Annotated in this window: 24 protein-coding genes; 12 read left to right on the plus strand and 12 right to left on the minus strand. The window is 67.2% G+C overall.

The window, feature by feature from the left end:
* Positions 1–18 precede the first annotated feature (18 nt).
* Positions 19–711, minus strand: a complete 693-nt coding sequence (locus tag ABIC50_RS21920) for a VOC family protein (protein WP_354166794.1) — start codon at positions 709–711, stop codon at positions 19–21.
* 230 nt (positions 712–941) lie between these two features.
* Between ABIC50_RS21920 and ABIC50_RS21925 the strand changes: the two genes are divergently transcribed.
* From ABIC50_RS21925 to ABIC50_RS21940, 4 genes are all read left to right on the plus strand, one after another.
* Positions 942–2402, plus strand: coding sequence for an aminotransferase-like domain-containing protein (locus ABIC50_RS21925; protein ID WP_011657563.1), 1461 nt, complete (start codon positions 942–944; stop codon positions 2400–2402).
* Between the two features lie 156 nt (positions 2403–2558).
* Positions 2559–4457: a molecular chaperone HtpG gene (gene htpG, locus ABIC50_RS21930; RefSeq protein ID WP_342612899.1), complete on the plus strand. Its 1899-nt coding sequence runs from the start codon at positions 2559–2561 to the stop codon at positions 4455–4457.
* 8 nt (positions 4458–4465) lie between these two features.
* A complete protein-coding gene (locus tag ABIC50_RS21935) occupies positions 4466–5047 on the plus strand; it encodes a chorismate--pyruvate lyase family protein (protein ID WP_354166883.1) in 582 nt (193 codons plus the stop codon).
* Complete coding sequence (locus ABIC50_RS21940; protein WP_126228275.1) at positions 5047–5523, plus strand: DNA-deoxyinosine glycosylase; 477 nt, start codon at positions 5047–5049, stop codon at positions 5521–5523. Before ABIC50_RS21935 ends, ABIC50_RS21940 begins: the two co-directional genes overlap by 1 nt.
* 129 nt (positions 5524–5652) lie before the next feature.
* Here the strand turns inward: ABIC50_RS21940 and ABIC50_RS21945 are convergent, their stop codons facing one another.
* Positions 5653–5907: a hypothetical protein gene (locus tag ABIC50_RS21945; protein WP_354166796.1), complete on the minus strand. Its 255-nt coding sequence runs from the start codon at positions 5905–5907 to the stop codon at positions 5653–5655.
* A 145-nt stretch (positions 5908–6052) separates the two neighbouring features.
* Here ABIC50_RS21945 and ABIC50_RS21950 point away from each other — a divergent pair, with 145 nt between their 5' ends.
* From ABIC50_RS21950 to mctP, 3 genes are all read left to right on the plus strand, one after another.
* The gene (locus ABIC50_RS21950; protein WP_165751815.1) at positions 6053–6970 is read left to right on the plus strand and encodes a class I SAM-dependent methyltransferase; all 918 of its coding nucleotides are present in this window, start codon (positions 6053–6055) and stop codon (positions 6968–6970) included.
* A 198-nt stretch (positions 6971–7168) separates the two neighbouring features.
* Positions 7169–7411, plus strand: coding sequence for a DUF3311 domain-containing protein (locus tag ABIC50_RS21955; protein ID WP_006754439.1), 243 nt, complete (start codon positions 7169–7171; stop codon positions 7409–7411).
* Complete coding sequence (gene mctP, locus ABIC50_RS21960; RefSeq protein WP_105833017.1) at positions 7408–8958, plus strand: monocarboxylate uptake permease MctP; 1551 nt, start codon at positions 7408–7410, stop codon at positions 8956–8958. Before ABIC50_RS21955 ends, mctP begins: the two co-directional genes overlap by 4 nt.
* Before the next feature lie 83 nt (positions 8959–9041).
* Here the strand turns inward: mctP and ABIC50_RS21965 are convergent, their stop codons facing one another.
* From ABIC50_RS21965 to ABIC50_RS21985, 5 genes are all read right to left on the minus strand, one after another.
* Positions 9042–9497, minus strand: coding sequence for a VOC family protein (locus tag ABIC50_RS21965; RefSeq protein ID WP_354166799.1), 456 nt, complete (start codon positions 9495–9497; stop codon positions 9042–9044).
* 245 nt (positions 9498–9742) lie between these two features.
* Positions 9743–10696, minus strand: coding sequence for a transaldolase (tal, locus tag ABIC50_RS21970; RefSeq protein WP_165751814.1), 954 nt, complete (start codon positions 10694–10696; stop codon positions 9743–9745).
* 171 nt (positions 10697–10867) lie between these two features.
* A complete protein-coding gene (locus ABIC50_RS21975; RefSeq protein ID WP_354166801.1) occupies positions 10868–12079 on the minus strand; it encodes a benzoate/H(+) symporter BenE family transporter in 1212 nt (403 codons plus the stop codon).
* Positions 12080–12136: 57 nt separating this feature from the next.
* Positions 12137–13312 (minus strand): vWA domain-containing protein, encoded by a 1176-nt coding sequence (locus tag ABIC50_RS21980; protein ID WP_354166803.1) that lies wholly within the window; start codon positions 13310–13312, stop codon positions 12137–12139.
* A gap of 21 nt (positions 13313–13333) precedes the next feature.
* A complete protein-coding gene (locus ABIC50_RS21985; RefSeq protein ID WP_354166806.1) occupies positions 13334–14176 on the minus strand; it encodes an AAA family ATPase in 843 nt (280 codons plus the stop codon).
* Positions 14177–14420: 244 nt separating this feature from the next.
* On the opposite strand from ABIC50_RS21985, the gene ABIC50_RS21990 reads away from it, so the two are divergent.
* Together ABIC50_RS21990 and ABIC50_RS21995 are read left to right on the plus strand one after the other, a co-directional pair.
* Positions 14421–14780, plus strand: a complete 360-nt coding sequence (locus ABIC50_RS21990; RefSeq protein ID WP_006754446.1) for a c-type cytochrome — start codon at positions 14421–14423, stop codon at positions 14778–14780.
* Between the two features lie 40 nt (positions 14781–14820).
* On the plus strand, positions 14821–15180 hold the full coding sequence (locus tag ABIC50_RS21995; RefSeq protein ID WP_126228269.1) for a c-type cytochrome: 360 nt from the start codon (positions 14821–14823) through the stop codon (positions 15178–15180).
* An 81-nt stretch (positions 15181–15261) separates the two neighbouring features.
* Here the strand turns inward: ABIC50_RS21995 and ABIC50_RS22000 are convergent, their stop codons facing one another.
* Positions 15262–15729 carry a DUF1841 family protein gene (locus ABIC50_RS22000; RefSeq protein ID WP_373421674.1) on the minus strand — a complete coding sequence of 156 codons (468 nt, stop codon included), beginning with the start codon at positions 15727–15729 and terminating at the stop codon, positions 15262–15264.
* A 242-nt stretch (positions 15730–15971) separates the two neighbouring features.
* Here ABIC50_RS22000 and ABIC50_RS22005 point away from each other — a divergent pair, with 242 nt between their 5' ends.
* The gene (locus ABIC50_RS22005) at positions 15972–16901 is read left to right on the plus strand and encodes a DMT family transporter (protein ID WP_175656565.1); all 930 of its coding nucleotides are present in this window, start codon (positions 15972–15974) and stop codon (positions 16899–16901) included.
* Positions 16902–16980: 79 nt separating this feature from the next.
* Here ABIC50_RS22005 and nth read toward each other — a convergent pair whose 3' ends face one another.
* A complete protein-coding gene (gene nth, locus ABIC50_RS22010; RefSeq protein WP_175656566.1) occupies positions 16981–17625 on the minus strand; it encodes an endonuclease III in 645 nt (214 codons plus the stop codon).
* Complete coding sequence (gene rsxB, locus ABIC50_RS22015; RefSeq protein ID WP_354166885.1) at positions 17622–18647, minus strand: electron transport complex subunit RsxB; 1026 nt, start codon at positions 18645–18647, stop codon at positions 17622–17624. The genes nth and rsxB overlap by 4 nt, the downstream gene beginning before the upstream one ends.
* Before the next feature lie 155 nt (positions 18648–18802).
* Between rsxB and ABIC50_RS22020 the strand changes: the two genes are divergently transcribed.
* Complete coding sequence (locus ABIC50_RS22020) at positions 18803–19435, plus strand: TetR/AcrR family transcriptional regulator (protein ID WP_011657546.1); 633 nt, start codon at positions 18803–18805, stop codon at positions 19433–19435.
* Positions 19436–19537: 102 nt separating this feature from the next.
* On the opposite strand, the gene ABIC50_RS22025 is transcribed toward ABIC50_RS22020, so the two are convergent.
* Positions 19538–21019: a polyhydroxyalkanoate depolymerase gene (locus ABIC50_RS22025; protein WP_175739540.1), complete on the minus strand. Its 1482-nt coding sequence runs from the start codon at positions 21017–21019 to the stop codon at positions 19538–19540.
* Between the two features lie 211 nt (positions 21020–21230).
* Positions 21231–23072, minus strand: coding sequence for a glycoside hydrolase family 15 protein (locus ABIC50_RS22030; protein WP_354166808.1), 1842 nt, complete (start codon positions 23070–23072; stop codon positions 21231–21233).
* Positions 23073–23238: 166 nt separating this feature from the next.
* Here ABIC50_RS22030 and ABIC50_RS22035 point away from each other — a divergent pair, with 166 nt between their 5' ends.
* Positions 23239–24486 (plus strand): lactonase family protein, encoded by a 1248-nt coding sequence (locus ABIC50_RS22035; protein WP_354166810.1) that lies wholly within the window; start codon positions 23239–23241, stop codon positions 24484–24486.
* The last annotated feature ends 54 nt before the right edge of the window (positions 24487–24540 follow it).

The following is a 24540-nucleotide window of genomic DNA, read 5'->3' on the forward strand; positions in this document are numbered from 1 at the left end:
CGAAGGGGCGGCCGGCGCTCAGCGCAGCGTACGTGCGCCTTGCGGCGTGTCGAATTCCGCGACGAGCGCGGGCGGCCCGTCGCCGGTTTCGACGTCGAGCAGATGGCCGGCGCCGAGCCAGTCGAGCTGCTCGCGAATCGTGTCCGCACGCGGGTGGACGCCCTTGAGCGACTTCAGCGCGACGCCGTTGTCCGGCAGCGATTCGGCCGGATGGCGCGGGCTGTCCCACTGGATCAGCGACGGCACGAGGCCGTCGCCCGCGCCTTGCCACGCGGGGAGCGCGCCGTCGTCGGGCACCGTGAGGCCCCAGCTCAGGTCGCCGCGCCGCATCGCGACGACCGGCGCGATGCGCGCCGGGTACTGGCTCTGCCACAGCGCGAGCTGGCGCGGGCGGTCGACGCGCGCGACCCAGTGCGCGAGGAACGGGCCCTGCGCGAGCCGAGCGTGCATCGCCGGGTCGTCGAGGCCGAACAGCCGTGCGCGCGGCGGCGTGGCGTCGTCGCCGGTGGCCGGTGCGTCGGGATCGATCGCGATCACTTCGAGGTACAGCCCGCCCCACGCGCCGAACAGCGCGTTATGGGTGCGCATCAGCGGATGGCGGCCGCCGCCGGCCGGTTCGATGCCGAGCGCGTCGGTGACGTGGCGCACGCCTTCGTCGAGCGTGCGCGCGGCGATCACGAGATGGTCGAGGGTCAGGGAACGGGCTGGCATGAACGTCGGTCGGGAAGCGAAAGTGTCATGGTGGGCGGACGGGGGCGCGACCGGCCGGTGCGCCGGGCCGCGCTGCGCCGTGCTGCACGCCGGGCGGTGCGGCACCGCGTGCGGGTGGGCCGGAACGGCGGCCGCACGTCGCCATTTGAGGTCAACTGTAATCGTCCGCACCGGCACAGTAACGGTACAATCGGCGCGATAGCCTTCGGTACAGTTGGAGTTGCCCGCCCGTGTCCACCGTCCCTCTCGCCCAGATCCCCGCGCCGCACGATACGGCCACGCTCACGCTCGTCGACCAGCTTGTCCAGTGGGCGCGGCGGCGCATCGACGAGCGCGTGTTCCGGCCCGGCATGCGCATGCCGTCGATCCGCAAGCTCGCGCTCGACAAGAGCGTGTCGCGTTTTACCGTCGTCGAGGCGTACGAGCGGCTCGTCGCGCAGGGGTATCTCGATTCGCGGCGCGGCTCCGGTTTCTACGTGCGCGAGCGCACGGCCGTCGGTCCGCAGCCGGTCGACAACGTGGCGCGCGTGGCGGAGGCCGCGCCCGTGCACAACACGATCGACGTCGTCTGGCTGCTGCGCAACATGCTGCACACCGCCAGCCCGGAAAAGGGGCCGGGTCTCGGCTACCTGCCGGGCCGCTGGCTCGACGGCGAGCTGATCACCGGCTCGCTGCGCGCGCTCGGGCGCCAGTCCGGCGCGCAGATGCTCGGCTTCGGCACGCCGCAGGGCTTTCTGCCGCTGCGCCAGCAATTGCAGACGCGGCTCGCGGAAGTCGAGATCGGCGCGAAGCCCGAGCAGCTCGTGATGGTGTCGGGCATCACGCAGGCGATCGACCTGATCTCGCGCATCTACGTGCAGCCGGGCGACGCGGTGATCGTCGGCGATCCCGCGTGGTTCCAGATGTTCGGCCGCTTCGCGTCGCAGGGCGCGCAGCTCGTCGGCATGCCGTATACACCCGACGGCCCCGATCTCGACGCGCTGGAAACGCTCGTGCAGATGTGGCGGCCGAAGATGCTCGTGATCAATTCGGTGCTGCAGAACCCGACCGGCACGTCGCTGTCGGCCGCGCAGGCGTTCCGGATTCTGAAGCTCGCGGAGGCGTACGACTTTCTCGTCGTCGAGGACGACGTGTACGGCGACCTGTGCCCGCCGAGCTACCCGGCGACGCGGCTCGCGAGCCTCGACCAGCTGAAGCGCGTGATCTACCTCGGCAGCTATTCGAAGACGCTCGCGGCGAATTTGCGGGTCGGCTATGTCGCCTGCGCGCCGGAGATCGCGAAGGCGATCACCGACCAGAAGATGCTGGTCGGGATGACGACGCCGGAGCTCAACGAGCGCGTGCTCTACAAGATCCTGACCGAAGGGCATTACCGGCGCCACGTCGAGCGCTTGCGCGCGCGGCTCGACGGCGTGCGCGACAAGACCGCGCGGATGCTCGAGCGCACCGGGCTGCGGCTATTCGCGATGCCGGCAGCCGGGATGTTCCTGTGGGCCGACACGGGCGTCGATTCGGACGCGCTCGCGGCCGCCGCGCACGAGGAAGGCTTCCTGCTGACGCCGGGCAGCCTGTTCTCGCCGCAGCAGTCGCCGTCGACGTGGACGCGCTTCAACGTCGCGAACTGCGGCGATCCGGCGCTGCCGGGCTTTCTCGCGCGCTATATCGAGTCGGCGGCGCGGCGCGCGTCGTGACGGGGCGCTACGCCGCCCCTTGAAATCCGGCAGCCCGGCCCCAGATACCCGCGCAAACCGCTTGCGCCAGGCGGTCGTCCTTGACGGGCCCTCCGGCATCGCGCGCCGGGCGCCCGCGTCACACCATTCAAGTTCAAGTAAGAGGAAACAGCATCCATGGCACACGAAACGATGAGCTTTCAGGCAGAGGTCAAGCAACTCCTCCACCTGATGATTCATTCGCTCTACAGCAACAAGGAAATCTTCCTGCGCGAACTGGTGTCGAACGCGTCCGACGCGGCCGACAAGCTGCGTTTCGAAGGACTCGCGGACAACGCGCTGTACGAGAACGATCCGAACCTGCGCATCCGCATCGGCTTCGACAAGGCCGCCCGCACGATCACGATCGACGACAACGGCATCGGCATGAGCCGCGACGAGGCGATCGCGAACCTCGGCACGATCGCGCGCTCGGGCACCAAGGAATTCTTCACGAAGCTGTCCGGCGACCAGCAGAAGGACGCGGCACTGATCGGCCAGTTCGGCGTCGGCTTCTACTCGGGCTTCATCGTCGCTGACAAAATCACCGTCGAGACGCGCCGCGCCGGCCTGCCGGCGAACGAAGCCGTGCGCTGGGAAAGCGCGGGTGAGGGCGACTTCACGATCGACGCGATCGAGCGCGCGCAGCGCGGCACGACGATCACGCTGCACCTGCGCGAAGGCGAGGACGAGCTGCTGTCGTCGCACCGCCTGAAGTCGATCATCCAGAAGTATTCCGATCACATCGCGCTGCCGATCCTGATGCAGAAGGAAGAGTGGGATCAGGAAAAGGGCGAGATGGTCCTGAAGGACGAGGACGAGACCGTCAACCAGGCGAGCGCGCTGTGGACGCGTTCGAAGAGCGACATCACCGACGAGCAGTACACGCAGTTCTACCAGCACGTTGCGCACGACCACCAGGATCCGCTCACGTGGACGCACAACCGCGTCGAGGGCCGCAGCGAATACACGCAGCTGCTGTTCGTGCCGGCGCACGCGCCGTTCGATCTGTGGAACCGCGACTACCGCGGCGGCCTGAAGCTGTACGTGAAGCGCGTGTTCATCATGGACGACGCCGAGCAGCTGCTGCCGCAATACCTGCGCTTCGTGAAGGGCGTGGTCGATTCGGCCGACCTGCCGCTGAACGTGTCGCGTGAAATCCTGCAGGAAAGCCGCGACGTGAAGGCGATCCGCGAAGGCGTTACGAAGCGCGCGCTGTCGATGCTCGAGGAACTCGCCAACGCGGAAGACGATGCCGGCAAGGAGAAGTACAAGACGTTCTGGAGCGCATTCGGCCAGGTGCTGAAGGAAGGCCTTGGCGAGGATCACGCGAACCGCGAGCGCATCGCGAAGCTGCTGCGCTTCGCGTCGACGCACGGCGACACCGATGCGCAGGACGTGTCGCTCGCCGACTACGTGTCGCGCATGAAGCCGGAGCAGAGCAAGATCTACTACGTGACCGCCGATACGTGGCAGGCCGCGAAGAACAGCCCGCATCTGGAAGTGTTCCGCAAGAAGGGCGTCGAGGTGCTGCTGCTGACCGATCGCGTCGACGAATGGATGCTGTCGTTCCTGCATGAATTCGACGGCAAGCCGCTCGCGAGCGTTGCCCGCGGCGATCTCGACCTCGGCGAGCTGAACGACGAGGAAAAGAAGGCGCAGGAGCAGGCCGGCGAGGCGATCAAGCCGGTCGTCGAGAAGATGAAGGAAGCGCTCGGCGACAAGGTGAAGGAAGTGCGCGTCACGTTCCGCCTGACCGATTCGCCGTCGTGCCTCGTCGCGGACGACAACGACATGAGCGGCTACCTGCAGCGGATGCTGAAGGCGGCCGGTCAGAACGCGCCGGCGATGCAGCCGATCCTTGAGATCAACCCGGAGCACGCGCTCGTGAAGCAGCTAAACGCCGACAGCGCCAATTTCGGCGACTGGTGCCATCTGCTGTTCGACCAGGCATTGCTGGCCGAAGGCGGGATGCTCGACGATCCGGCGAGCTTCGTGAAGCGGACCAACGCGCTGCTGCTGTCGCGCGCTGCGTGAGCAAGCGGATTCGATTCGACGGCGCACAGGCGGGCTGGCGCGCAACGCCCCGGCCCGGCTGCACGCTCGACCAGCGCGACTGGCTGACGCGCGGCGGTTCGCTGACCGCGCATCTCGCGCGGCTCGGCCGCGTGAGCGTGCGCGTGACGCGCGAGGCCGTCGACTGTCCGTGGTTCGACGAGCCTGACGCGCTCGACAGTGCGCCGCGCGCGCCAATGTGGGTGCGCGAGGTGATCCTGTCGGTCGACGGCACGCCGTACGTCGCCGCGCACAGCATCGCGCCGCTCGCGGCCAGCAAGGGGGTATGGCAGGCGATGCGGCGGTTGCGCACGCGGCCGCTCGCGGAGCTGCTGTACAGCGATCCGCAGGTCGAGCGCTCGGCGCTCGTCAGCCGGCGCGTGATCGCCGGTCATCCGCTGTATGCGCTCGCAAGCCATGCGTTGCTGGGGGCGCGGGCGCCGCATGCGTTCGTCGCGCGGCGTTCGGTGTTCCAGCGGCACGGCGAGCCGTTGATGGTCACCGAGTGCATGCTGCCCGCGCTGTGGCGCCATCTCGATGCGCATGGCGACGGGCCGCGCGGGGCAGTGTGATGTTGCAAGGTTTTCCGCCGGTCGTCGGGCCGAATACGCACACGATGATTCTCGGCAGCTTTCCGGGCGAGGCGTCGCTCGATGCCGCGCAGTACTACGCGCATCCGCGCAATCAGTTCTGGCGGTTGCTCGGTGCGGTGCTCGGCGAGCCCGGGCTGCACGAGCTTGTGTACGACGCGCGGCTCGAACGCGTGCTTTCGCACGGGATCGGCATCTGGGATGTCCTCGATGCATGCCATCGGCAAGGCAGTCTCGATTCTGCGATCCGGAATGCGAAGCCGAACGACTTTGCGTCGTTGCGCGAGCATGCGCCGTTGCTGAAGAAGGTGTGTTTCAACGGGAAGACGGCCGGGCGCTTTGCCGACGTGATCGGGCAGGCCGGGTATGAAACGCTGGTGCTGCCTTCGTCGAGCCCGGCGAATGCGATGCTGTCGTTCGAGCAGAAGCTGGAGCAGTGGCGGCATATTGCGCGCTGAGCGGCCAGCGCTGGCGACCACGCTCACGACCGGCACTGCGAAGTCGTCGGCAGGGTGTGATCGAGCGCAGCATGCATTTGCGCGCCTTGATGAAGATCAGCGTGGACGTTTCCGCTGCGCGCCTCGTAGTCACTCGTCCTTGCCCCATCTCCACCGGGGCTTCTCGCCCTTGATCCAGCAAACGGCGGTGAGCAGCGCGACCAACGCCACGATGCACGCGCTGTACGCAAGCGGCGATTGTTTCGGCGGCAGAAGCCATACAGTGACGCCAATCCCGATCGCGAACAGCAGCAACACCACCCAACCTTGCCACGCGACCGGCAAACCCCATCCCCATCCGTAGCGCTTGGCCGGAAACCAGATCTTTTTGTCGTTCGAGGTCATATGACGCCCTGTCGTGAGTGGTAGTCCAAGGATCGTCACCGTTCGGCACGTCCTGCGCTTGCCGTGCGGCCGACCCCCTCCCACCAATGCTATCCTCTCGTCCGCTCATCCGGCATCACCCAGCATCACCCTGCGAGATTCAATCATGTCCCGACTCATCAAGCGCGCGTCCGCCGAGGCGCGCGCGTTCAAGCAACGCAAGGCGTCCGCCTACAACGGCTCCGACAAGCTCCAGCCGCCGCGCATGAAGCGCCGCCCGGAAATCGACGAACACGACGACGTGCCCGTGCTCGAAGCGCCGCGCAAGCCGCGCTTCGCGCCCGTCACATTCTCGGAAGAGCGCGGCGTGCGCTTCCTGCACTTCGGCACCGAATGGGTGCAGGGCGCGATGCGGATCTCGAAGCCGCTGCACATCGAGCTCGAATACGCGCAGCAGATGATGGCGTGGCTGCTGTTCCTCGAAACGCCGGAACGGATCGTCCAGCTCGGGCTCGGCACCGGCGCGCTGACCAAGTTCTCGCACCGCTTCCTGCCGCACGCGAAGGTCGAGGCCGTCGAACTGAACCCGGCCGTGATCGTCGCGGCGCGCACGATGTTCGCGCTGCCGCCCGACGACGAACGCCTCGTCGTGCACGAAGCCGACGCATGGGATTTCGTCAACGATCCGGCCAACCGCGGCACGACGGGCGCGCTGCAAATCGACCTGTACGACGCGACCGCGCGCGGCCCGGTGCTCGACAGCGTCGCGTTCTACCGCGCGGTGCGCGGCTGCCTCGCCGACGCGGGCATCGCGACGATCAACCTGTTCGGCGACCATCCGAGCTTCGTGCGCAACATGAAGCACCTGAACGCGGCGTTCGACCATCGCGTGATCGCGCTGCCGGAAGTGCACGACGGCAACCGGATCGCGATCGCGTTCTCGGGCCCCGTGCTCGACGTGTCGTTCACGCAGCTGGAAGCACGCGCGAAGCTGATCGAGGACACGCTGAAGCTGCCCGCGCGCAAGTGGGTGAAAGCTTTGAAAGAAACGACCGGCGCACGCGAATCCTCGTTCGCGATCTGACGCTCATGCACCGGCCGCATCCCGGTGCAACCGCGCGACTGGGGGCGGATCACCTCGGGTTCGCCCCTGCTTGACCGCGTGCCCGCGGCTCCTATACTGGCGCGAAGCCAGGGGAGCCGCAGCCTACCCGTTTCGCCGCTCCTCCCGGCGCCGTACCCGCTCAACAAGATCGATAACCGGGAAACAAGAGGAGACGTCATGGCTCACGATGCCGACGCCAATCGGGCCGCCAAGCGCTGGCTCTGGCTGCTGGTGCTGCCGCTGATCGCGATGGTCTGGGTACCGTCGTACAGCAAGATCGAACCGCAATGGTTCGGCTTTCCGTTTTTCTACTGGTACCAGCTGCTGTGGGTCTTCATTAGCGCGGTGATTACCGCGTTCGTCTATTTCAAGACCAAGAACGCGTGGAAGGCGAGCGGCCCGCAGGGAGGTGCGCAATGAACCTCGGCGCAACCTTCGTCTTCGTGCTGCTGTTCATCGGCGTCACGATCATCGGTTTCCTGGCCGCGAACTGGCGGCGCGGCGATCTCGCCCATCTCGACGAGTGGGGCCTGGGCGGACGCCGCTTCGGCACGATCGTCACGTGGTTCCTGCTCGGCGGCGATCTCTACACGGCCTATACGTTCGTCGCGGTGCCCGCGCTGGTGTTCGGCGCCGGTGCGATGGGCTTCTTCGCGCTGCCCTATACGATCCTGATCTATCCGTTCGCGTTCGTCGTGTTCCCGAAGCTGTGGAGCATCGCGAAGCGCCACGGCTACGTGACGGCCGCCGACTTCGTGAACGCACGCTACGGCAGCCGGATGCTCGCGCTCGCGATCGCGGTGACGGGGATCCTCGCGACGATGCCGTACATCGCGCTGCAGCTCGTCGGCATCGAAGTCGTGATCGGCGCGCTCGGTTTCGACACGACCGGCTTCGTCGGCGACCTGCCGCTCATCATCGCGTTCGCGATCCTCGCCGCGTACACGTACACGTCGGGGCTGCGCGCGCCCGCGATGATCGCGATCGTGAAGGACGTGCTGATCTACATCACGATCGCGGCAGCCGTCATCGTGATTCCCGCGAAGCTCGGCGGCTTCGGGCACATCTTCGCGTCGGTGCCGCCGGCCAAGCTGCTGCTGAAGGCGCCCGACGCGACGAGCCTGAACGGCTACAGCGCGTACGCGACACTCGCGATCGGTTCCGCGCTCGCGCTGTTCCTGTATCCGCACTCGGTCACGGCGATCCTGTCGTCGTCGTCGGGCAACTCGATCCGCCGCAACATGGCGATGCTGCCCGCGTACTCGTTCGTGCTCGGCCTGCTCGCGCTGCTCGGCTACATGGCGCTCGCGGCGGGCGTGAAGGACATGCCGCAGTACGCGCCGTACTTCAAGGCGTTCGGCCCGAACTTCGCGGTGCCCGCGCTGTTCCTCGAGTATTTCCCGTCGTGGTTCGTCGGCGTCGCGTTCGCGGCGATCGGCATCGGCGCGCTGGTGCCGGCGGCGATCATGTCGATCGCGGCCTCGAACCTGTACACGCGCAACATCCACCGCGAGTTCGTGAACCGCAACATGACGCACGCGCAGGAGACGCACGTCGCGAAGCTCGTGTCGCTGATCGTGAAGGTCGGCGCGGTCGCGTTCATCCTCGGCTTGCCGCTGACGTATGCGATCCAGCTGCAGCTGCTCGGCGGAATCTGGATCATCCAGACGCTGCCGGCGATCGTGCTCGGCCTGTACACGCGCATGCTCGACCATCGCGGCCTGCTGGCCGGCTGGGCGGCAGGCATCGTGTGCGGCACGTGGATGGCGATCTCGCTGAAGCTGGCCGGATCGATCTTCACGATCCACCTGTTCGGTCTCGCGATTCCCGGCTACGCGGCCGTGTGGTCGCTGATCGTGAACCTGGTGGTGTCGGTGGCGGTGAGCGTGCTGGTGCGCGTGATGGGCATGACGCACGCGGAGGACCGCACGCGGCCGGAGGATTATCTCGACGTGGTCGAGAGCTGATACGGGCGGCGCGGCCGCGCGCCGCGCATCGCGCCGCAACAACGACGCCCGTCACTGCGAAGTGGCGGGCGTTTTCGCTGGCGTCAGCCCTGCGCGCGTTTCGCGAGATCCTCGCGCTGCGACAGATCTTCGACGTTGACCATCCAGTGCACGCCGAAACGATCCTTCGCCATCCCGAAGCCGAGCGCCCAGAACGTCTTGCCGAACGGCATGGTCACTTCGCCGCCGTCGGCGAGCGCATTGAACAGCTTCTGGCCTTCCTCGACCGTCGCCGGGTTCAGCGACAACGAATAACCGGCGTGCGTGCCGCCACCCGGCTGGCTGCAGTCGCCGTCCGAGCACATGATCGTCGAGTCGCCGATCGTGAAGCTCGCATGCATGACCTTGTCGGCCATTTCCGGCGTCATCGGGTAATCGGGATTGGGCGGCGCATCCTTGAAATGCATCTTGAACATCGTCTTCGCGCCGAGCGCCTTTTCGTAGAACTGAAGGGCTTCTTCCGCGCGGCCGTAGAACGTCAGGTACGGTTGGACTTGCATCGTTGTCTCCTGTTGACCGGGCTGGCATGTCGGGGCCGGCCCGGGTACTTCGAGGATTGACCGGGAAGAGCGCGTCGGGATGCGGCCGGCGCACTCGTGACGTGGATTGTAGTGCGCGCGCTTGACGATGGAACGAAAAATAAAACGGCCGCGAACACGAGGTTCGCGGCCGTTCGCGGCGCGTGCTGACGGCTGTTGTCAGCGTTGCTGACAGTTCAACTGACAGCAGTGATGCGCGGTGCGGATCAGCGCAGCGAGTCGATCAGCTTTTCGAGCTTCACCGCGTCGGCGGCGAACACGCGGATGCCTTCGGACAGCTTTTCCGTCGCCATCGCTTCGTCGTTCAGCTGGAAGCGGAACGAGGCCTCGTCGATCGCGACGCGCTCGGTCGGCTTGTCGAGCAGCGCGTCCGGCGACAGCTTGCGCTCGACCGTGTCGTTGCTGTCCTGCAGCTTCTGCAGCAAGTCGGGGCTGATCGTCAGCAGGTCGCAGCCCGCAAGCTCGGTGATCTGGCTCGTCGTGCGGAAGCTCGCGCCCATCACTTCGGTGTTGTAGCCGAACGTCTTGTAGTACGTGTAGATGCGGCGCACCGACTGCACGCCCGGATCGTTCGCGCCGCCGTTCTTCGCTTCATCCCAGTCGGCGCCGGCCTGCTTCTTGTACCAGTCGTAGATGCGGCCGACGAACGGCGAGATCAGCTGCGCGCCGGCTTCCGCGCTCGCGGCGGCCTGCACGAGCGAGAAAAGCAGGGTCATGTTGCACTTGATCCCTTCCTTCTGCAGCACTTCGGCCGCGCGGATGCCTTCCCACGTCGACGCGAGCTTGATCAGGATGCGCTCGCGGCCGATGCCGGCGTCTTCGTACAGCTTGATGAGTTCGCGACCCTTGTCGATCGAGCGCGGCGTGTCGAACGACAGGCGCGCGTCGACCTCGGTCGACACGCGGCCCGGGATCAGCTTCAGGATCTCGGTGCCGAATGCGATCAGCAGGCGGTCGATGATGAAATCGGCGGATTCGTCGCGGTGATCGCGGACGGTTTTCTCGAGGATCGGCTTGTACGCGTCCTTCTGGACGGCCTTCAGGATCAGCGACGGGTTCGTGGTCGCGTCCTGCGGCTTGTATTGCGCAAGCTGCTGGAAATCGCCCGTGTCGGCGACGACGGTCGTGTACTGCTTCAGCTGGTCGAGTGCGGTAGTCATGGCGATTCGGGAGGAGGGCGCGGGGCGCCGGGGTTCTCACGGGCCGCGCGAGCGCGGCGGCGAAGCGAAGCGGCGCCGGGCGCCGCCTCCGATTCATCATTTTAGGCCCGATTCGTGTCGCGGACGTTTTGGCGTGCCGTTTGCAGGGCGGGCCCCCGCCGTGGGGCGGCGCTACGCGGGGCGCCGTGCGTTCAGGATCACCTGCGTGACGATCCCCGCGACGAGCCCCCAGAACGCCGAGCCGATCGACAGCAGCGTGAGTCCCGACGCGGTGACCATGAACGTGACGAGCGCGGCCTCGCGCTGCTTCACGTCCTGCATCGCGTTCGCGAGCCCGCTCATGATCGAGCCGAACAGCGCGAGCGCGGCGACCGACACGACGAGCGCTTTCGGCAGCGCCGCGAACAGCGCGGCGATCGTCGCGCCGAAGATCCCGGCGATCAGGTAGAACGTGCCGCACCACACGGCGGCCGTGTAGCGCTTCGCGTGCTCCTCGTGCGCTTCGGGGCCGGTGCAGATCGCCGCGGTGATCGCCGCGAGGTTCACGCCGTGCGAGCCGAACGGCGCGAGGAGCAGCGATGCGAGGCCGGTGGTCGCGATCAGCGGCGACGACGGTGTCGCGTAGCCGTCCGCGCGCAGCACCGCGATGCCCGGCACGTTCTGCGATGCCATCGCGACGACGAACAGCGGAATGCCGATGCTGACGATCGACGCGAGCGAGAACGCGGGCATCGTGAACACGGGCTGCGCGAGCGCGATGTGGAAGCGGCTGAAGTCGAGCAGGCCGAGGCCGCCGGCCACCGCGGTGCCGACGATCAGCGTCGTGACGATCGCGTAGCGCGGCGCGAGCCGCTTGACGATCAGGTACGTGAAGAACATCGCGAGCACGAGCGCGGTCTGGAACTGCGCGGCGCGGAAGATCTCGATGCCGATCTCGAACAGGATGCCCGCGAGCAACGCGGCCGCGATTCCCGCCGGAATGCGCCGCATCAGCGTGTCGAACAGCCCGCTCACGCCGACCGCGGTCAGCAGCAGCGCGCACACGACGAACGCGCCGATCGCCTCGGGATACGGCACGCCGGGCAGCGACGCGATCAGCAGCGCGGCGCCGGGCGTCGACCAGGCGACCACAACGGGCGCGCGAAAGCGCAGCGACAGCCCGATCGTCGTCAGCGCCATGCCGATCGATAGCGCCCAGATCCACGACGAGATCTGCGCGTCGCTCAGGTGCGCGGCGCGACCGGCCTGGAACATCAGCACGAGCGAGCTCGTGTAGCCCGTCATCATCGCGACGAAGCCGGCGACGAGCGCGGAGACGGACGTATCGGTGAAAAAGCGGCGGCCGCCGGCGCGCGCTGCGCTCGCGGTGGGCGAAGGGTTCATGCTATCTCCGGGGGAGGGCCGCTCGGACGCGGCTTTCGTGTCTGCGGGTTGGGTTCGTTACTTGCTGAGCGCGCGCATCGCGGTTTCGAGGCCCGCGAGCGTGAGCGGATACATGCGCTGGCCGAGCAGGTCGCGGATCACCGCGACCGATTGCCGGTATTCCCATAGCCGCTCGGGCTCGGGGTTCAGCCATGCATGGTGGGGGAACTGGTCGGCGAGGCGGCGCAGCCAGACGGCGCCGGCTTCCGGGTTGTTGTATTCGACCGAGCCGCCGGGCTGCAGCACTTCGTACGGGCTCATCGTCGCGTCGCCGACGAAGATCAGCTTGTAGTCGGGCGTGAACTTGTGCAGCACGTCCCACGTCGCGGTGCGCTCCGAATGACGGCGGCGGTTGTTCTTCCACAGGTGGTCGTACACGCAGTTGTGGAAGTAGTAGAACTCTAGGTGCTTGAACTCGGCTTTCGCGGCCGAGAACAGCTCCTCGGTGCGCTTGATGTGGTCGTCCATCGAGCCGCCGACGTCGAGCAGCATCAGCACCTTCACGTTGTTGTGGCGCTCGGGCACCATCCGCAGGTCGAGCCAGCCGGCGTTCGCGGCCGTGCTGCGGATCGTGCCGGGCAGGTCGAGTTCCTCGGCCGCGCCTTCGCGCGCGAAGCGGCGCAGGCGCCGCAGCGCGACCTTGATGTTGCGCGTGCCGATCTCGACCGAATCGTCGTAGTCGCGGTACGCGCGCGCCTCCCACACCTTGACCGCCGTGCGGTTGCCGTTCGACGGGCCGCCGATGCGCATGCCCTCGGGGTTGTAGCCGCCGTGCCCGAACGGCGACGTGCCGCCCGTGCCGATCCACTTGTTGCCGCCTTCGTGGCGTTCCTTCTGCTCGTCGAGCAGTTCCTTCAGGCGCGCCATCAGCTTGTCGAGCCCGCCCATTGCCTCGATCTGCGCCTTTTCCTCCGGCGACAGCTCGCGTTCGAGACGCTGCTCGAGCCAGTCGAGTGGCAGGTCGAACGCTTCGGACGGCAACGCGGACACGCCGTGGAAATACGCGCCGAACGCCTGGTCGAACTTGTCGAAGTACTGCTCGTCCTTGACGAGCGTCATGCGCGCGAGGAAGTAGAACGCGTCGATCGACGGCGAGATCAGCCCGGCCTTCAGCGATTCGAGCAGCGTCAGGTATTCCTTCACCGAGACGGGCAGCTTGGCTGCGCGCAGCGCGTAGAAGAAATTGAGCAGCATGGCCGGGCCTTCGCGGGTGGGTTACCGGTTGTGCCGGTTCATGTAGACGAGCCGCTCGAGCAGGCTCAGATCCTGCTCGTTCTTCAGCAGTGCACCCGCGAGCGGCGGCACGATCTGCTTCGCGTCGACGCCGCGCAGCGCGTCGGCCGGGATGTTCTCGGCGAGCAGCAGCTTCAGCCAGTCGAGCAGCTCGGACGTCGACGGCTTCTTCTTCAGCCCCGAGACGGTGCGCAATTCGAAGAAGCTCTCGAGCGCCGCGCGCAGCAGCTCCTCGCGGATGTTCGGGAAGTGGACCGCGACGATCTTCTGCATCGTCGCCGCGTCGGGAAACTGGATGTAGTGGAAGAAGCAGCGGCGCAGGAACGCGTCGGGCAGCTCCTTCTCGTTGTTGGACGTGATGATCACGAGCGGGCGGTGCTTCGCGCGCACGGTCTCGCGCGTCTCGTACACGTGGAATTCCATCCGGTCGAGCTCGCGCAGCAGGTCGTTCGGGAATTCGATGTCGGCCTTGTCGATCTCGTCGATCAGCAGCACGCTCGGGCGCTCGGCGTCGAATGCCTGCCACAGCACGCCCTTCACGATGTAGTTCGAGATGTCCTTCACGCGCTCGTCGCCGAGCTGCGAGTCGCGCAGCCGCGATACTGCGTCGTATTCGTACAGGCCCTGCTGCGCTTTGGTCGTCGACTTGATGTGCCACTGCAGCAGCGGCATGTCGAGCGCGGCCGCCACTTCCTCGGCGAGCATCGTCTTGCCGGTGCCGGGCTCGCCCTTGATCAGCAGCGGGCGTTGCAGCGTCAGCGCGGCGTTGACCGCGAGTTTCAGGTCGTCGGTGGCGACGTAGTGCGAGGATCCTTCGAAACGCATGGTGGCGCTCTTCTTAATCGCAAAAAAACCCAGTATAAGTCAGAAGGGCTGTCCAGTCGGGCCGGGGGCGCGTATCGTTGCGGAGCTGCGGCGGGGCGGACCGGGCCGCCTGGTGGACGCGTTCCCCGCCGACGCGGTACAATCTGGCCGTTTTTTTTGGCCTGCGTGGCGATCCGATAAGCAAAACGGCGCGGGCCGTTGCCGCTTCGGCGCCAGTTTCCCCTCAAGCTAGGTTACAAGAGCTATGAACAAATTCGTCGGCAAACACGTCGTTGTCGCGGCGCTCGTGGCGCTCGCGGGCAGCGCGCAGGCGGCCGGTGTGGTCGGCAACCCGAAGGACGGGGCGGGCAAGGCCGCCATGTGCATCGGTTGCCACGGCATCCAGGATTACCGCGCGGCGTACCCGGAGGTCTACCGGGTGCCCGTCCTTGGCGGCCAGAACCAGCAATACCTCGAGAACGCGCTGAAGGCTTACCGCAAGAAGGATCGTCACTTCCCGTCGATGAACGCGATCGCCGGTTCGCTGACGGACCAGGACATCGCGGATCTGGCGGCCTACTACGCCGCCCAGAAGGCCGACACGAAGGACAATCCCTACAAGTAAAGCGCGCGCCGCCGATCTGACCGGCGGGACAGGAGCATTCATGAACAACGCATTCAAGACGGCGGCGGTTGCACTGGTGGCCGGCCTCGCGATCGGTACCGCGCACGCGGCGGACATCGCGAAGGGCAAGGAACTGGTCGAGTCGCACAACTGCGCGGCCTGCCACGGCGCGCAACTGAACAAGCCGATCAACGCCGAGTATCCGCGTCTCGCGGGCCAGCATGCCGATTACCTCGTGTGGTCGATGCGCCAGTACCAGATGGGGCTGACGAATCCGCTGCTCGGTCGCAACAACGCGATCATGCAGGCGCAGGTCCAGAACCTGTCGGTCAGCGACATGAAGGACATCGCGGCCTACATCGAGTCGCTGAAAGAGACCGATCTGGTCTTCAAGAAGTAAGAGAAGTAAGCGCGCCGGGCCTTGCCGGCCCGTGCAGCAGGAATACCCCGCCATGGCGGGGTATTTTTTTGTCCGCGGCGCTCAGTCGCGCGACGCGCGGCGCAGGATGCGCTGCAGGTACGCGTCGGTATCGGGCGGCGTGCCGGTGCGCTGCGCTTCCCAGATCGTCTCGCCGAGACATTCCATGATCATGTGCTGCGCTTCGTGCGTCGAGTCGAGCTTCGCGGCCAGCTTGTCGTGCGCGGCGCGGATGCCGGGCGGCTGGTCGATCGACAGCTGCTCGCTGATCGCGAGGTGCATCGACAGGTGCAGGAACGGGTTCGTGCGGCCTTCCTCGGGCGTGTAGTCGCGCGCGGTGGCGCCGTCGGCGTCAGCAAGGTCGGCGTGGTATTCGGGGTGCTCGACGATCCAGTCGGCTGCCATCGCTTCCAGCGGCGTCAGGATCTCGCCGGCGCGCTGCTTGCGCCAGGTCTCGGTGAAAAAGCGACGGACTTCGTCGCGACTCGGATTGAACATGGTGGGGAAACGTCGTGATTCGGGCGGCGTCATGCCGCGTCGCGCATTGTACGCCGGGTCGGCGCGCGGTGCTGGCGGCGGTGGGCGCGGGGGCGGGGCGCGATCGTCGCGGTCCGTGGGTGGCGTGGGCGGCATGGGCGGCGGGGGCTGCGTGGGCGGCAGCCAGCCTGCGCGGGCCGCGGCGCAACGGGTAAGCGCGGGCTAGGCTGCCGGCCGCCGCGCCGCTACACTCCGACGATTCCCGTCGTCGCGCTTGCCCGCTCAACCCGCTCACCATGTCCGCCACCGCCCGCTCATCGTCCCCCGCGCTGCAGGGCGCGCTCTATGTCGCGCTGTCCGCCGCCGCATTCGGCGCGATGGCGATCTTCGGCCGCTATGCGTATGCGGCCGGCGTCGACGTGCTCGGGCTGCTGATCGTGCGCTTCGCGATCGGCGGCGCGATTCTCGCCGCGATCGCCCGGCACCGCCGCGTCGCATGGCCGCGCGGCCGCACGCTCGTGCCGCTCGTGGCGATGGGCGCGCTCGGCTACGTCGGACAGTCGTTCTGCTATTTCAGCGCGCTCCAGCATGCGCAGGCGAGCCTCGTCGCCTTGCTGCTGTACCTGTATCCGGCCTTCGTCACGCTGCTGGCCGCGTGGTGGCTCGGCGAGCGCCTGACGCGCGCGAAGGCGGTCGCGCTCGTGCTCTGTGTCGCGGGCTCCGCGCTGATGGTCGGCGGCGGCCATGGCGAGCCGCTCGGCATCGCGCTCGCGCTGGCCTCCGCGGTGATCTATTCGCTGTACATCGTCGGCGGCACGAAGGCGACGCGCGGCGTCGATCCGCTCGCGACCACCGCGATCATCTGCCTGTCGGCGACCGCGACGCTCGTCGCGATCGCGATCGTGCGGACCGCGGCGTTCGGCGTGCCGCCGCGCTGGCCGGCGACCACCGCGGGCTGGGCGTCGATGCTCGCGATCGCGCTGGTGTCGACGGTCGCCGCGATGCTCGCGTTCTTCGCCGGGCTCGAGCGGCTCGGGGCCGCGCGTACGTCGATGCTGTCGACGCTCGAACCGGTCGTGACGGTCGCGCTCGCGGCGCTGCTGTTCGGCGAGGCGCTGTCGCCGCTGCAGTGGGCCGGCGGCGTCGCGATCCTCGCGGCCGTGCTGGCGCTCGTGCGCGCGGGCGGCGCGGCGGCTGACGACGCAACGGCGACGTCCAACGCATAGCAGGAAAGGGGAAAGCCGCCGGCGCGGCAATGGAGCCGGTCGGTTGCAACGCGCGCGGCCCGTCAGCCGCGGCTCGCGCTCAGTCGTTCGGCGGCGGCGTCTTCGGCCGGAATTCGCACAGCGGCTCGATCGCGCAGTGCCAGCATTCGGGCTTGCGGGCCTTGCACACATAGCGCCCGTGCAGGATCAGCCAGTGATGCGCGTCCTGCAGGAATTCCTTCGGCGTGAACTTCTCGAGCGCGGCCTCGACGGCCCGCACGTCCTTGCCGGGCGCGAGCCCCGTGCGGTTCGCGACGCGGAAGATATGCGTGTCGACCGCGATCGTCGGCTGGCCGAACGCGGTGTTCAGTACGACGTTCGCGGTCTTGCGCCCGACGCCCGGCAGGCTCTCGAGCGCTTCGCGATCGGCCGGCACCTCGCCGTCGTAGCGCTCGAGCAGGATGTTGCACGCGGCGACCACGTTCTTCGCCTTGGTGCGGTACAGGCCGATCGTCTTGATGTAGTCGGCGACGCCTTCTTCACCGAGCGCGACGATTTGTCGCGGGGTGTTCGCGACCGGAAACATCTTGCGCATCGCCTTGTTGACCGACACGTCGGTCGCCTGCGCGGACAGCATCACCGCGATCAGCAACTCGAACGGCGTCGTGTATTCGAGCTCGGTGGTCGGATGCGGATTGAGGCTTTGCAGCGTTTCGTAGATCGCGCGTCGTTTGGTGGCGTTCATGGACGGTTCTTGGGCGGCGCGGACGGACTGGCCCGGTCGTCGTTGTTGTCTGGATCGTCGTTGTCGCTTTCGTTGTCGTTTTCGTCGCCGGCTGCCGCGGCTTGCTCGTCGCGCTGCGTCTGCTGCTCGGCGAGCCGCTTGCGGCGGGCTTCGGCCGCGTCGATCTGCGCCTGCACGGCCGCGCTCACGCCTTCGGTGTTCTTGGGCCCGGTGCCTTGCTCGGACAGTTCTTCCTTCTTCTTGCGCGCGCGTTCGAGCGCGGCGGCGATGATCGCGCGTTTCTTCGCGTCGGCGTCGTCGGCCGGGGCAGCGCTCGGTGCGTCAGGCTGTTTGCCGGGCTCTGCCGCCTCCGGCGCCGCCTTGGCCGCACCGGCGCTGGCCGCGCGGCGGGCGGCGGCGCGCGCTTCGGCGGCCTCGCGTTCGCGGCGCTGGCGCGCGAGCCGGCGGTCGTGGCGCTCGCGCGCGGCGTCCGCCTGTTGCTGCGACCACGCGTCCCAGCCGGTGCGCTCGCCGGTCACGGGGACCATCGCGATGCAGTCGACCGGGCAGGGCGGCACGCACAGGTCGCAGCCCGTGCACAGCGATTCGACGATCGTGTGCATCTGTTTCGGTGCGCCGACGATCGCGTCGACCGGGCATGCCTGCATGCACAGCGTGCAGCCGATGCACAGGCTTTCGTCGATGAACGCGACCGCGCGCGGATGCTCGGTGCCGTTGACGGGGTTCAGCGGAATCACGGGCTTGCCGAGCAGGCTCGCGAGGCGCGCGATGCCTTCGGCGCCGCCGGGCGGGCACTGGTTGTAGTTCGCGTCGCCGGCGGCGATCGCGTCGGCGTACGGACGGCAGCCGTCATAGCCGCACTTCGTGCATTGCGTCTGGGGAAGCAGATCTTCGATGCGATCCGCGAGGGTCTTGGAATCAGTCACGGTGACAACGGGCGCTGTGGCGCCGAATGGCTCTCGGCCGCGTGTGGCGCGGCCGGAAAGGTTTGCCAAACCTTGATTATCGCCGATTTCCCGCATTGCGCTGGACGCCGTCTGTGCGCATAATCGAACCGCTTTTTTGCAGGGGCTCAGCAGGAGGGCGGCCGCACGTGGTGCGCCCGTTCCAGGGCGGCCGGCGCCGAGGCGGTGGGGGTGCCGGTCCGGATCACGCGGCTCACATAGCAAAACGCCACATGAATCAGCCAAAAATCAAAAGAGATCCTGAAGGTACGCGCCGTCGCATTTTGATGGCGGCAGCCGAAGAGTTCGCGAGTGGAGGGCTGTTCGGCGCACGCGTCGATCAGATCGCACGCCGGGCCGAAACCAACGAGCGCATGCTCTATTACTACTTCGGCAGCAAGGAGCAGCTGTTTACGGCCGTGCTCGAGCACGCGTTCTCCGCGCTGACCGAGGCGGAGCGCGTGCTGGATCTCGATGGCGTCGCACCCGTCGAAGCCGTCACGCGGCTCGCGCATTTCATCTGGGATTACTACCGCGATCATCCTGAGCTGCTGCGGCTCATCAACAACGAGAACCTGCACGAAGCGCGCTACCTGCACAAGTCGACGCGGATCCGCGAGATGATGTCGCCGATCGTCGCGAAGCTCGGCAACGTGTTGATGCGCGGCCAGAAGGCCGGGCTGTTCCGCGGCGACGTCGATCCGCTGCACTTCTACGTGACGCTGTCAGGGCTCGGCTACTACATCGTGTCGAACCGCTTCACGCTCGCGGCGACGCTCGGACGCGACTTCAGCGACGCCGACGAACGTGCGGAGATGGTCAGGATGAACACCGAGGTGCTGCTCGCGTATCTGCTGCGACGCTGAGCCGTGCGCCGATGCGCGGCCCGCTCGCGGCCGCCCGCTGCATAAGAAAACGCCGCCGTGCCCACAAGCCACGGCGGCGTTTTTGCGTCGGAATGCGGCGTGTCAGGCGGCCTTGCGCGCGCGAAGGGCTTTAGCCCGCGTGCTGCCCGCGCTTTTCGCGGCAGGCGCGGCCTTCGCGGCTGCCGTCCTGGCGGGAGCAACCGTCGCGGCCGGTGCCTTCGCGCGCACGCGTTTCGCGACGGTGGCGCGCGTCGTTTCGGGCTGCTTGCTGGACGGCACGGCGGAGAGCGTCGTCGTGACCGGCGCCTCGGCAGGCGTCTTCGCCATGCCGTTCTTCGGTTCCGGCGCATGCTCGCGGATGAAGTCGCGCAGTTGCGGGTAGATGATCGTGCGCCAGCGGCGGCCCGAGAAGATCCCGTAGTGACCGCACTTCTCCGCGGTCAGGCTGCGGCGATCGTCCTGCGGGATGCCCGTGCACAGCTCGTGCGCCACGTGCGTCTGGCCGCTGCCCGAGATGTCGTCGAGCTCGCCCTCGATCGTCATCAGCGCGGTGTGCTTGATGTCCTGCGGGCGCACGCGCTCGCCTTCGACATCCCACGTGCCTTCCGCGAGCCGGAATTCCTGGAACACGACGCGGATCGTCTCGAGGTAGTACTCGGCGGCCATGTCGAGCACCGCGTTGTATTCGTCGTAGAACTGGCGGTGCGCTTCGGCGTCTTCCTCGTCGCCGCGCAGCAGGCTCTGGTAGAAATCCCAGTGCGATTGCGCGTGGCGCTCCGGGTTCATCGCGACGAAGCCCGTGTGCTGCAGGAAGCCCGGATACACGTGGCGGCCTTCGCCCGGATAATTCGCGGGCACCGTGTGGATCACGTTGTTTTCGAACCACGAGGTCGAGTGCTGCGTCGCGAGCGAGTTCACCGAGGTCGGGCTGCGGCGCGCGTCGATCGGGCCGCCCATCATCGTCATCGTGAGCGGGGTGTCTTCGCCGCGGCTCGCCATCAGCGAGATCGCCGCGAGCACCGGCACCGTCGGCTGGCACACGGAGATCACGTGCAGGTTGCGCGCGCCGATGTGACGAATGAATTCCTGGATGTACGCGACGTAGTCGTGCAGGTGGAACGGGCCGACCTCGACCGGCACCATCCGCGCGTCGATCCAGTCGGTGATGTACACCTTGTGATCCTGCAGCAGCGTGCGCACGGTATCGCGCAGCAGCGTCGAATGGTGGCCCGACAGCGGCGCGCAGACCAGCACGACCGGCTCGTCCTTCAGTTGCGTGACGGCGTCGGCATCGTCCGAATAGCGCTTGAAGCGCAGCAGCCGGCAGAACGGCTTCTCGACGATCGTCTGCTCGACGATCGGGATGTTGTGGCCGTCCTTGACGATCTGGTGCAGGTTGAACTCGGGCTTTTCGTAATCCTTGCCGAGCCGGTACATCAGCTCGTAAGCAGCCGCCATCCGCGTCGCGCCGGGCATCAGCGAGAACGGGCTGGACGGATTGGCGAACGACTTGGAGGCGGCCTGGGCCCAGGCCGTGAGCGGGCTCAGCATGGCCCGCTGGAATTCGTGCAGTTGGTAAAGCATGCAGACTACTCCCGCTTGGGGGACGGTGCGCAGGGGCGGTGTGGTGCGTCGCGGCGTGCCGTGTGGGTCAGCGACCGGCCATATTGCAGTGCGGCCGGACAATCGAGTTGATCATATCGGACAACGATGAATGTTGCAATGCAACATTTCCCCGTTTTTTCATCAAATTTTTGCGAATTGACGATCTCTGAAGAAGCCGCGCCGCCGCCGGTCAGCGCCCCGTCGCCATGGCCGGGGCCGGGGCCGGGGCCGGCTGGCCCGCCGCGCGCGCCATTGCATCTTCGTGGTGCATGAGGTTCATCGCCGTATGCACCAGCGCCACGTGCGAAAACGCCTGCGGGAAATTGCCGACGAGCCGGCCTTCGACCGGATCGTATTCCTCGGCAAGCAGCCCGAGGTCGTTGGACAGCGCGAGCAGCCGGCTGAACAGCCGGTGCGCGTCGTCGATCCGGCCGAGCAGCGCGTAATTGTCGACCAGCCAGAAGCTGCATGCGAGAAACGTGCCTTCGCCGGGCGGCAGGCCGTCGTCGTATTCGGTCGTGCGGTAGCGCATCACGAGCCCGTCGTGCAGCAATTCCCGCTCGATCGCCTCGACCGTGCCGACGATGCGCGGGTCTTCCGGCGGCAAGAAACCGAGCAGCGGCATCAGCAGCACGCTCGCGTCGAGCTCGTCGCTGCCGTAGCTTTGTGCAAACGACTGCTTGCCTTCATGCCATGCGTTGTCGCATACATCAGCGTGGATCCGGTCGCGCAGCGCGCGCCAGCGGTCGAGCGAGCCGGGCAGCCGGAACATCTCCGCCGACTTGATCGCGCGGTCGAACGCGACCCACGCCATCACCTTCGAGAACGTGAAATGACGGCGTCCGCCGCGCGTTTCCCAGATGCCTTCATCCGGCTCCTGCCAGATCTTCTCGAGATGATCGAGCAGCGCGCATTGCACGGACCAGACCGTGTCGTCGGCCTGCAGGCCGCCCACGCGCGCGAGATGCAGCGCGGCCATGATCTCGCCGAACACGTCGAGCTGCAGCTGGTTGGCGGCGCCGTTGCCCACGCGCACCGGTTTCGAATCCTGATAGCCGGGCAGCCAGTCGAGCTCCATTTCCGGCAGCCGGCGCTCGCCGGCGATCCCGTACATGATCTGGATCTGCTCGGGCGAGCCGGCCATCACGCGGCCGAGCCACGTGCGCCACGCGCGCGCCTCGTCGTAGTAGCCGCCGCGCATCAGCGCGAGCAGCGTGATCGTCGCATCGCGCAGCCAGCAATAGCGATAGTCCCAGTTGCGGTTGCCGCCGATCTTCTCGGGCAGCGACGTGGTGGGCGCCGCGACGATGCCGCCGGTCGGCTCGTATGCGAGCGCCTTCAGCGTGATCAGCGAGCGGCGCACGGCGGCCGCGTAGCGGCCCTGTACCTGGCAGCGCCCCGACCATTCGAGCCAGTAGTTCTCGGTGCGCGCGAGCATCGACAGCGGATCGCGCGCGGGCGGCAGCCGCAGGTGGGACGCCGCGTAGCCAAGCGAGAACGGGATGCGCTCGTCGGCGCTCACCGTGAATTCGGCGAGCGTGTGCAGGTTCTTGCCGGTGAGTTCGACCGGCGTGCGCAGCACGACCGTATCGGGTCCGGCGATTGCTTTCACCCCGTTCTCGCGTGACAGCTGCGTGACCCACGGGATCGAGAAACCGTAGTCGAAGCGCAACACCAGCTCCATGCGCATCTTCATCGTGCCGTGCCGGCCGACGACGATCCGCACGAGTTCCGACCAGCCATTGCCGGGCGGCATGAAGTCGATCACGGTCACGGCGCCGTCGGCGCTTTCGTAGTCGGTTTCGAGAATCAGCGTGTCGCCGCGGTAGCGGCGTGACGTGTGCGTGATCGCGGCGTCGGCGGCCGGCGCGAGCAGCCAGCGGCCGTGCTCGGGCGTGCCGACCAGCGCCGCGAAACAGGCACCCGAATCGAAGCGGGGCCAGCACAGCCAGTCGACGGAGCCGTCTTTCGAAATCAGCGCGGCGGTGTGTCCGTCGCCGACGAGGGCGTAGTCTTCGATCAAGGCGGGCATGGGCAAGCGGTCCTTGGGTTATTCGAGTTCACAATGCAGGCTGCGGCGCCCGGGCTTCACGTGTCGGCGTCGCGCCCCGTATACTCGGCCGGGCGGCGGAGCGCAGGAACGGCCGGCGTTTCGTCCTATCTCAACACTTGAAGCGACTCGATGCAAGGAGGATTCAATGCCCAACCGTTTACGCGAGCATGACGCACGCGCTTCGACACGAGGGTTCCCGCTTAGGCTCGCTCACTGGATGAAAGGTTTCGCGCTCGTGCTTTCCTTGTCCGCGACCTCCAGCTTTGCACAACAATCGCCGGCACCGGCCGACGGCGCCTTCCACCTGCTCGTCGGCACCTATACGGGGCGCGGCAGCGACGGCATCTATGTGTACCGCTTCGATACGAAAACGGGCAGCGTCGCGCCCGTGTCGTCGGCGAAGACGGTAAATCCGTCCTATCTGTTGCCAAGCCGCGACGGTCGCACCGTCTACGCGGTCAACGAACTGCCCGGCGACAACGGACCGGCCACGCAGCGCGGCGGCATCAGCGCGTTCGGCTTCGATCCGAAAACGGGTGCGCTCACATTCATCGACCGCGTGTCGTCGGAAGGGAACGACCCGTGCTATCTCGCGCTGTCGCCGGACGGCAAGTACCTCGTCACGGCGAACTACTCGGTCGCGGCCGATCCGGGCGGCAGCTTCGCGGTGTTCCCGACCCGCGACGGCGGCTCGGTCGGTCCGGCCGTGCTGACCGTGCACCACGAAGGCACGGGGCCCGTGAAGGGCCGCCAGGACGGCGCGCACGTGCACTCGACGGTGTTCTCGCCCGATGGCCGCTACCTGTTCGTGCAGGATCTCGGCGCGGACAAGCTCTACGGCTACCGCTACACGGTGGACGGCAGCCGCGGGCTGATCAGCCCGACCGACACGCGCTACACGCCCGTGAAGACCGGCTCCGGCCCGCGTCACATGGTGTTCGGCGCCGACGGCCGGTTCGCATACGTGACGAGCGAACTCAATGCATCGGTCGAGGTGTTCGGCTACCACGACGGCAAGCTGACGCCGGTTCAGACGCTGCGGATGACGGTGCCGGGCTTCAAGGGCAAGGTCGGCGGCGGCGCGATCCATCTGTCGCCGGACGGCCGCTTCCTGTACGTGACCAACCGCGGCGACGTGAACGAGATCGTGATCTACGCGGTGAACCAGACGGATGGACGACTGAAGACCGTCGGCCGTCAGTCGAGCCTCGGCAAGACGCCGCGTGAATTCCTGATCGATCCGACTGGCAAATGGCTGATCGTCGGCAACCAGGACAGCGACACGTTCTACGTGTTCAGCCGCGATGTCGAAACGGGGCAGCTCGGCGCGAATCCGCAGAAGGTGGCGCTCGGCAGCCCGGTCGACTTCAAGCTGGTGCCGGTGGCGCAGTAAATGCACGAAGGGCGCTGCCGAGGCAGCGCCCTTTCCGTGTCGGGCGGCCGCTTG

Origin of the sequence: Burkholderia sp. 567 (assembly GCF_040545115.1) — a bacterium.
In the GTDB taxonomy this organism is placed as follows: Bacteria; Pseudomonadota; Gammaproteobacteria; order Burkholderiales; family Burkholderiaceae; genus Burkholderia; species Burkholderia ambifaria.